The 8,066-nt window shown below is 69.5% G+C and carries 8 protein-coding genes; 4 read left to right on the top strand and 4 right to left on the bottom strand.

Features of this window, described 5'->3' with window-relative positions; all coding sequences use genetic code 11:
* Positions 1–132: 132 nt before the first annotated feature.
* Positions 133–723, bottom strand: coding sequence for a Spy/CpxP family protein refolding chaperone (locus tag ACOQFS_RS09320; RefSeq protein WP_421562618.1), 591 nt, complete (start codon positions 721–723; stop codon positions 133–135).
* Positions 724–1,133: 410 nt separating this feature from the next.
* Between ACOQFS_RS09320 and ACOQFS_RS09315 the strand changes: the two genes are divergently transcribed.
* Both ACOQFS_RS09315 and ACOQFS_RS09310 read left to right on the top strand, forming a co-directional pair.
* Complete coding sequence (locus ACOQFS_RS09315; protein WP_421562617.1) at positions 1,134–2,177, top strand: recombination-associated protein RdgC; 1,044 nt, start codon at positions 1,134–1,136, stop codon at positions 2,175–2,177.
* 52 nt (positions 2,178–2,229) lie between these two features.
* On the top strand, positions 2,230–2,616 hold the full coding sequence (locus ACOQFS_RS09310; RefSeq protein ID WP_421562616.1) for a hypothetical protein: 387 nt from the start codon (positions 2,230–2,232) through the stop codon (positions 2,614–2,616).
* Here ACOQFS_RS09310 and ACOQFS_RS09305 read toward each other — a convergent pair.
* A complete protein-coding gene (locus ACOQFS_RS09305; RefSeq protein ID WP_421562615.1) occupies positions 2,603–3,400 on the bottom strand; it encodes an enoyl-CoA hydratase/isomerase family protein in 798 nt (265 codons plus the stop codon). The two genes, ACOQFS_RS09310 and ACOQFS_RS09305, sit on opposite strands and share 14 nt — an antisense overlap.
* A 221-nt stretch (positions 3,401–3,621) precedes the next feature.
* Between ACOQFS_RS09305 and ACOQFS_RS09300 the strand changes: the two genes are divergently transcribed.
* On the top strand, positions 3,622–4,503 hold the full coding sequence (locus tag ACOQFS_RS09300; RefSeq protein ID WP_421562614.1) for a TetR/AcrR family transcriptional regulator: 882 nt from the start codon (positions 3,622–3,624) through the stop codon (positions 4,501–4,503).
* Between the two features lie 68 nt (positions 4,504–4,571).
* On the opposite strand, the gene cueR is transcribed toward ACOQFS_RS09300, so the two are convergent.
* Together cueR and ACOQFS_RS09290 are read right to left on the bottom strand one after the other, a co-directional pair.
* Positions 4,572–5,108 carry a Cu(I)-responsive transcriptional regulator gene (cueR, locus tag ACOQFS_RS09295; RefSeq protein ID WP_421562613.1) on the bottom strand — a complete coding sequence of 179 codons (537 nt, stop codon included), beginning with the start codon at positions 5,106–5,108 and terminating at the stop codon, positions 4,572–4,574.
* 31 nt (positions 5,109–5,139) lie between these two features.
* Positions 5,140–5,358 (bottom strand): heavy-metal-associated domain-containing protein, encoded by a 219-nt coding sequence (locus ACOQFS_RS09290; RefSeq protein ID WP_421562612.1) that lies wholly within the window; start codon positions 5,356–5,358, stop codon positions 5,140–5,142.
* A gap of 170 nt (positions 5,359–5,528) precedes the next feature.
* Between ACOQFS_RS09290 and ACOQFS_RS09285 the strand changes: the two genes are divergently transcribed.
* Positions 5,529–7,880: a heavy metal translocating P-type ATPase gene (locus ACOQFS_RS09285; protein ID WP_421562611.1), complete on the top strand. Its 2,352-nt coding sequence runs from the start codon at positions 5,529–5,531 to the stop codon at positions 7,878–7,880.
* Positions 7,881–8,066: the final 186 nt, after the last annotated feature.

The following is an 8,066-nucleotide window of genomic DNA, read 5'->3' as shown; positions in this document are numbered from 1 at the left end:
TCTTCAAAAAGACATTGAACAGGCTCTAAGAAAAAGCCCGGTGCCCTGACGAGGGCACCGGGCCTGGAGCACCGGGAATGGCGTGGATGGTGGCGTGGAGGGAGGGATGGGCGCGTCGGGGCGCCCGGCCTTTCAGCTGTGGGCGCCGCGCTGGCCGTGCGGGTGGTCCCCGTGCGGGCCGTGGCGGTGCTTGCCGCCGCCCATGCCGTGGCCGCGGCGGTGGGTCTGTGCATCAAAGGTCTTTTGCTGCTCGGGCGTCAGCGCGGCATAGAAGGCCTTGGTGGCTTCGCCCCGGCGGTCGGCCTCGGCGGCGTGCTGGGCGCGCAGGGCGCGCATGCGGTCGATGCGCTCGGGCGTGGTGAGCTGCTCCATGCCCTTGCGGTCGAGGCGGGCGGTGCGCTCGCCAGGCTGCATGGACGTGGTGAATGCCGTCCAGGCCGGTTCCTGCGCCGGGGTCAGCTGCAGCTGGCCCTTGAGGCGGGCCAGGCGTTCGGCGCGGTGCTTGGCGCGTTGTTCGGCCCGCTGGGCAGGGTCCGCGCGGTGGTGGCGTTCGCCCATCTTGTGGCGCGGCGCGGCGTCGGCTGCGGTGACGGCTGCGGCGGCGGGTGTGGCGGGTGTGGGCGCGGTGGCGGGTGCCGTCTGCGCCAGGGCGGGCAGAGCCAGGGCGGCCAGAACGGCGGTGGCGGCCAGGCGGCGGTGGAAGTGGGTCAGGGGATGAGCCATGGTGCGGGTCCTTTCGGTAAAGGGTGGGTCTAGGGGTCTGCGCGGCAGACGGGGCATCGGCTGCCGCGCAGACTCCTAGGTCTTCAACAACCACCAGGGCATGGCCCCGGCGATGAGGCTTCAGTGTCTGCCCCGCCTGTATCGCCGCCGTGCGCGTTGGGTGTGGATGTGTAAAGTTGTGACAAGAAGCTGCGGACCTGGCGCTTCAGGCATCGAATCAAAATGCCGTTCAGCGCTTGATGGATAAGCGCTGACAGCTATTGAATTGATAGTGATTGCCAGTCACCCGGCACGGCGCCCGCGCTGGCGGGGCCGGGCCCCGCGCCCAGCGCCGACAATGCGGCATGGCGGCGCGCAGGCCCGCCCACGCGCCCTCTCGTTTTTCAGACCCCCCAACAAAGGTTTTGCCCGTGTTCAAGAACATGATCGTGTACCGCATTGCGCCGCAATGGCAGGTTGAACTGACGCAAGTGGAAGAAGCCCTGGCCAAGATGCCGTTCAGCGAATGCGGTGCCACGCAGGAAAAGTCGCTGGGCTTTGTGCCGCCGCGCGGCGAGGCGCATGGCGCGCTGGCCGAGTCGGTGGGCGGGCAGTGGATCCTGCGCTTCATGGTCGAGTCCAAGGTGCTGCCCGGCAGCGTGCTCGCCCGCAAGGTCAAGGAAAAGGCCGCCCGCATCGAGCAGGAGACCGGCCGCAAGCCCGGCAAGAAGGAAAGCAAGGAGCTGAAGGACGAGGCCAAGCTGGACCTGCTGCCCATGGCCTTCACCAAGCAGGGATCGATGTGGATATGGATCGACCCCGCCGCGCGCCTGCTGGTGCTGGACACCTCGGCCCAGGGCCGTGCCGACGAAGTGGTGAGCCTGCTGGTCGAAGCGTTGCCCGGTCTGTCGGTGGCGCTGCTCAACACCCAGACCAGCCCGCAGGCCGCCATGGCCCACTGGCTCAAGGCGCAGGAGCCGCCCGTGGGCTTCACGGTGGACCGCGAGTGCGAGCTGAAAAGCGCCAACGAGGAAAAAGCCGTGGTGCGCTACGCCCGCCACCCGCTCGACATCGAGGAGGTGCAGGCCCACATCGACGCCGGCAAGCTGCCCACCAAGCTCGCGCTCACCTGGGACGACCGCGTGAGCTTCATGCTGACCGAGGGTCTGCAGATCAAGAAGGTGGCCTTCCTCGACACGGTGTTCGAAGGCAGCAAGGCCGACGACGGCGGCTTTGACACCGACGTGGCGATTGCCACGGGCGAGCTGGTCAAGCTGATCCCGGACCTGATCGAGGCGCTGGGGGGCGAGGCGGAGCCGGGCAGCGCGCCGGGCACGGAAGCCCCCGCACCGGCAGCGCCCGCCGCTCTGGCCGCTGCCCGGCCCGCCGCGCCTTCCCGCAAGGCCGGGGGCGGTGTGGTGACCGGGCCGAAGGAAGCGCCGGTGGACACGGACCCGGGCGCCGTGCCGTTCTGAGGCCGGCACTCCTTTTCTGCCGGCCCATCGCGCCTTTCACGAGCTGTATCCCATGAGCCTTCTTCTTCACATTGCGGCGTTTCTGGCCTTTGCCGTGGGCCTGGCCCATTCGGTGCTGGGCGAGCGCTACATCCTCACGCGGCTGTTCCGCCGCGGCGATCTGCCCCGGCTTTTCGGGGGCACTGCGTTCACGGCGCGCACGCTGCGGTTTGCGTGGCATGTGACGACGATCGCGTGGTGGGGCTTTGCGGCGATCCTGGTGCTGCTGGCCGAGCAGTCCTTCTCGTTCGACCGGCTGGCGCTGGTGGTGGCCGCCACCTTCTTGCCCACGGCCGCGCTGACGGCGGTGATTTCGCGCGGGCAGCACCTGGCGTGGCCCGTGTTTTTGTTCATCGGCGGCGTGGCGCTGGCTGCTGCAGGTCTATTTACAGCCCCTTGAACTGCGCTGCCTGCCGGACGTGGAACGCATCCACCCCCGCGCGGAAATCCGCTGTTCCGGCACACTCCACAAAGGCCTGCGCCTCGGCCGCGAGCTGCTCGGGCAGGCTGCGGTTCCACGACTGGCGCACCAGCCGCTTCATGGCGCCGTAGGCCAGCGTGGGGCCGTCGGCCAGGCGCTCGGCCAGCGCGGTGGTGGCGGCTTGCAGCTCGGCGGCCGGCACCACGCGGTTGACCAGGCCCAGGCGCAGCGCGTCGTCGGTGTTGATGGCATCGCCCAGCAGGGCGATCTCCAGCGCCTTGCGCTCGCCCACGATGCGCGGCAGCGTCCACGAGGCGCCCACGTCGCAGCAGGTGCCCAGGTGGATGTAGGCCAGGTTGAATTTCGTGCCCTCGGCGGCGATCACATAGTCGGCCATCAGCATCAGCGACAGGCCGGCACCGGCCGCCGCGCCGTGCACCTGGGCGATGACGGGCGCATTCATCTGCGCCAGCAGGGGCAGCGCCTGGTTGAGCGGGGTGAGGATGTCGATGGCGCCCTGCACCGGGTTGGCCCGCAGCGTGGCCAGATCGCCCCCGGCCATGAAGCCCCGGCCGTTGCCGCACAGCACCACGGCGCGCACGCCGGGGTCGGCGGCGATGGTTTGCACGGCGGCCAGAAAGGCCCGGGCCATGGGCACGTCGATGGCGTTCAGCGCCTCGGGCCGGTTGAAGCGCAGCGTGGCGATGGGGCCGTGGCGTTCGAGCAGCAGCGGGGTGGTGGGGGTGGGGTCAGAAGATTTCATGAAAAATTGGCCTCCAGCGCTTATCCATCAAGCGCAAGCAGCTATCATTTTGTGAGTATCGTGCGCGCTTGCCCGCGCGGGCAGTGCACGGTGGACGTGCAGAATGCGGGCGTCCTGGGTTGGGGGAAGGTTTTACCTGTACGTAAACGGTCTACCAGCGGGTAGATTCTGGAATCCGCCTCCCTGCGCAGCATCCGTACTATCCCGAGGACCCCCGACCCATGCCCCGTGCCCCTGCGGCAGCGCCGCGAAGCAGCAACAGCAGCATAAGCAACCACACCGCCCAACCCCGCGCCGGGACCAGCGCCCGGGCGCGCGCCGCGGCGGCCTCCCGCCCCGGCCCTGCGCCGGCGGCGTTTGCACCCCCTGACGCCAAGTCCCCCGGCGCTTCGCCCTGGGAGCCCGCATCGCACCGCGAGCGCCAGCGCGAAGCCAAGCGCCATGCCGTGCTGCAGGCCGCCGCCCAGCTGTTCAACGAACGCGGTTTTCACGCCACCTCGCTCGACGACATCGCCGCGCGGCTGAACGTGACCAAGCCCACGCTGTACTACTACGTGAAGAACAAGGACGAGATCCTGTTGCAGTGCGTGGGCAAGGGGCTGGCGATGATGCTGGAGGGCATCGAGGCCTCGCGCGCGGCGGGCGGCCAGGCGATCGACCAGCTCATCACCTGCATGCAGGTGTATGCGCGCATCGTCACGCAGGACTTCGGCATGTGCCTGATCCGCGTGGGCGACGAACAGATGCCCCCGGAAAGCCGCAAGGAACTGCGCCGCCTCAAGTCCACCATCGACCAGGAGTTCCGCCGCCTGGTGGCCCAGGGCGTGGCCGAAGGCTCCATCCAGCCCTGCAACCCCAAGATCACGGCCTTTGTGATCGCCGGGGCGCTGAGCTGGATCGGCCGCTGGTACCAGCCGGGTGGCGAGTACACGGCCGAGCAGGTGGCGCAGCAGTGCATTGACACCCTGGTGGGCGGGGTGCTGCGGCGGCCCGGGGACAAGTCTGCATTGAATGCCGCGGCTGCGCCGGCGTCCCCAAGCGGGGCTGCGGGCAGCAAAGCCAAAGCCAAAACCAAGTCGGCTGCCCGGCCCAGCGGTGGCTGAGGCGCGGTCGCAACCCGGGTTCCAATGTATTTTTTGGGCTCTAGCGCTTACTGGATAAGCGCCAATAGCTATTGATTTGATAGCTTTTTGCTGGCGTTCATGGCCGCTGGGTGCTCCGCATGTCCTGCCGCCAGGTCATCCAATATCGGGCAGTCTGGCCGGTCGTTGCCCTGGCAGCAGGCCACCAGCGTCTGCAGGCTGCGCTGCATGGCCTGCATTTGGGCGATGCGTTCGCTCAGGTCGTCGATGTGCTGCTGGGCAATGCGCTTGACTTGGCTGCTGGCGCGGCGGCGGTCGTGCCACAGGCCCAGCAGTTCGGCGATCTCGTCCATCGAGAAGCCCAGGTCGCGGCTGCGGCGGATGAAGTGCAGGGCGTGCACGTCGGCCTCGGTGTACTGGCGGTAGCCGCTGTCGGTGCGGGCCACGCCACTGAGGAGGCCCAGCGATTCGTAGTGGCGCACCATGCGCGCCGAGATGCCCGCGCGGCGCGCGGCCACGCCGATGGAGACGGGCCAGGGGGTGGCGCGCGGCGCGGCAGGGGCAGGCGCTGCCGCCGGGCGGCTGCGCCCCCGGGAGGGCGATGGTGCCAAGGGTGGAGTGGGCATGGAGGCCTCGCAGTGAGGGGTGGCTGCCCGTTCAGGCCGCAGCCACCTTGTAGCCTTCTTCGGTGATGGCGTCGGCCAAGGCTTCGCGCTGCGCGCTGCTGTCGATGTCGACCTTGCCGCTCGCGCGGTCGATGCGCACCAGGGCGGTGGGGTCGATCTGCAGCACGGCCTGGGTGACGGCGCGTTCGCAGTGGCCGCAGGTCATGCCCTGGACCTGGAAAGTCGTGGTGGTGGTGGTGTTGGTTGCCATGGGGTGTCCTTGTGGGGTTGTAAAAAGAAAGCGGCAGTGGGTGCAGCCGATGTGAATGCTGAAGCTTGACACCGTGGCAGAGTCAAACACACGCCAAGGCATTGATGGCGCAAGGGTTGATCAAAATCAACGCTTGACCTTGCCATCGCGTCAAGGATGAGCATTGCGGCATGAACACCACCTCCACCATCACCACCCCTCCCCCCACCGTGCCCGGGCCTGCGCCCTCGCTCACCCTGGGTATTTCCGGCATGACCTGCGCCAGCTGCGTGGGCCGCGTGGAGCGTGCGCTGCGCAAGGTGCCCGGCGTGCAGGATGCCACGGTCAACCTGGCCACCGAATCGGCGCATGTGGACTTTGCGCCGGGGGCCCACGGCGATGCGGCCAGCCTGGAGGCGCAGGTGCGGCGCGCGGTGCGCAATGCCGGGTATGAGCCCCGCGCCGCCGGGCAGGACGAGGCGCTGGAGGACGCATCGCCCTGGGCGGGGTTCTGGCCGGTGGGCATCGGCCTGCTGCTGTCGGCGCCGCTGGTGCTGCCCATGGTTGGCGACCTGTTCGGCCAGCACTGGATGTTGCCGGCCTGGCTGCAGTTCGTGCTGGCCACGCCGGTGCAGTTCATCCTGGGGGCGCGCTTTTACAAGGCGGGCTGGCATGCGGCCAAGGCGCTGAGCGGCAACATGGACTTGCTGGTGGCGCTGGGCACCAGTGCGGGCTGGGGGCTGTCGGTGTGGCTGTGGCTGACGGCGCCCACCGACCCTCCGGGGCATGCACCGCATCTGTACTTCGAGGCGTCGGCCGTGGTGGTCACCCTGGTGCTGCTGGGCAAGTGGCTGGAGGCACGGGCCAAGCGCCAGACCACGGCGGCCATCCGTGCGCTGCATGCGCTGCGGCCCGACGTGGTGCACCTGCTGTCGCGCCAGGGCGAGGTGGATGTGCCCGTGGCCGAGGTGCTGGCGGGCGACCGGCTGGTGGTGCGCCCGGGCGAGCGCATCCCTGTGGATGGCCGGGTGCAGGAGGGCCACACGCAGGTGGACGAATCGATGCTGACCGGCGAGCCGCTGCCCGTGGCGCGCGACGTGGGTGACCCGCTCACGGGCGGCTCCATCAACGGCGATGGCCGCATCGTGATGGAGGTCACGGCCGTGGGCAGCGAGACGGTGCTGGCCCGCATCATCCGGCTGGTGGAAGACGCCCAGGCCGCCAAGGCGCCCATCCAGCGGCTGGTGGACGAGGTGTCGGCCGTGTTCGTGCCCGTGGTGCTGATGGTGGCGCTGGCCACGCTGCTGGGCTGGCTGTGGGTGGGTGCGGGCGTTGAGGCCGCGCTGATCCATGCCGTGGCCGTGATGGTGATTGCCTGCCCCTGTGCGCTGGGTCTGGCCACGCCGGCGGCCATCATGGCGGGCACGGGCGTGGCGGCCCGGCACGGCATTCTGATCAAGGACGCGCAGGCGCTGGAGCGGGCCCACAAGGTGGACACCGTGGCGTTTGACAAAACGGGCACCTTGACCGCAGGCCGGCCCCGATTGACGGCCTTGGAGATGGTGCCTGGCGCGGACGAGTTGCAGGTGTTGCAGGCAGTGGCCGCCGTGCAAAGCGGCAGCGAGCACCCGCTGGCCCGCGCCGTGGTCGCTGCGGCGCAGGAGCGCGCATTGACCGTGGGCGCGCCTGACGCGGTGCGCGCCGTGCCCGGACGTGGCACGGAGGGCGAGGTGGCGGCCCAGAGCTATCTCGTGGGCAGCCTGCGCTGGATGCAGGAGCTGGGGGTGGACCTGGGTCCGCTGGCGGCCCGGGCCGAAGCCCTGCAGCGCGAAGGCGCCACGGTGTCTGCGGTGGCGATGCGGGTGACCCAGGGCTTGCAGTTGCGCGCACTGATGGCGTTTGGCGATGAACCGAAACCGGGTGCGCGCGAGGCGCTGGCGGCGCTGAAGGCGCGGGGCATCCGCACGGTGATGGTCTCGGGCGACAACCGGGGCGCCGCCGAGGCCATGGCGCGGCGCCTGGGGCTGGACCCGGCAGCCGGCGAGGTGATGGCCGAGGTGCTGCCGGGCGACAAGGCGGCCAAGGTGGTGGCGTTGCAGCAGGGCAGCGATGGCGGGCGCCACGAGCGCCGCCGGGCCGCCCCAAGGCGCGAGGGCCCCCTCGGGGGGCAGCGACCCAGCGCAGCGGCGGAGCGTGGGGGCCACATCGTGGCCATGGTGGGCGATGGCGTCAATGACGCCCCGGCGCTCGCGGCGGCCGATGTGGGCATGGCGATGGGCAACGGCACCGATGTGGCCATGCACGCGGCGGGCATCACGCTGATGCGGGGCGACCCGATGCTGGTGGCGGCGGCCCTCGACGTCTCGCACCGCACGGTGCTGAAGATCCGGCAGAACCTGTTCTGGGCCTTTGCGTACAACGTGGCGGGCATTCCGCTGGCGGCGCTGGGCTATCTGAGCCCGGTGGTCGCGGGGGCGGCCATGGCGCTCAGTTCGGTGAGCGTGATGGCGAATGCCCTCTTACTCAAGCGCTGGCGCATGTGATAAACACGTACAGACGGCTCGCCCTGCTCTGGCAAACTTCAACACTTTGTTGCAAGCCGCCGCCAAGGTCAGGAATGACTAGGAGTCTGCGCGGTAGAAGGCATCGAAGCGAAACGCGCGAAAACCGAGGATCGCGTGGTGCTACCGACAAGCCCAGGGTGGACCCCTGGGCGCAGGAGGTAGCGC

Source organism: Paracidovorax sp. MALMAid1276 (genome assembly GCF_049198005.1).
Lineage (GTDB): Bacteria > Pseudomonadota > Gammaproteobacteria > Burkholderiales > Burkholderiaceae_C > Acidovorax.
This window is presented reverse-complemented; position numbering and strand designations above follow the sequence as displayed.

What these genes read in the sequence shown, in the direction of transcription:
- ACOQFS_RS09320 (WP_421562618.1), bottom strand. Translation starts at nt 723, where the DNA reads ATGGCTCATCCCCTGACCCACTTCCACCGCCGCCTGGCCGCCACCGCC.
- ACOQFS_RS09310 (WP_421562616.1), top strand. Translation starts at nt 2,230, where the DNA reads ATGAGCCTTCTTCTTCACATTGCGGCGTTTCTGGCCTTTGCCGTGGGC.
- ACOQFS_RS09305 (WP_421562615.1), bottom strand. Translation starts at nt 3,400, where the DNA reads ATGAAATCTTCTGACCCCACCCCCACCACCCCGCTGCTGCTCGAACGC.
- ACOQFS_RS09300 (WP_421562614.1), top strand. Translation starts at nt 3,622, where the DNA reads ATGCCCCGTGCCCCTGCGGCAGCGCCGCGAAGCAGCAACAGCAGCATA.
- cueR (WP_421562613.1), bottom strand. Translation starts at nt 5,108, where the DNA reads ATGCCCACTCCACCCTTGGCACCATCGCCCTCCCGGGGGCGCAGCCGC.
- ACOQFS_RS09290 (WP_421562612.1), bottom strand. Translation starts at nt 5,358, where the DNA reads ATGGCAACCAACACCACCACCACCACGACTTTCCAGGTCCAGGGCATG.
- ACOQFS_RS09285 (WP_421562611.1), top strand. Translation starts at nt 5,529, where the DNA reads ATGAACACCACCTCCACCATCACCACCCCTCCCCCCACCGTGCCCGGG.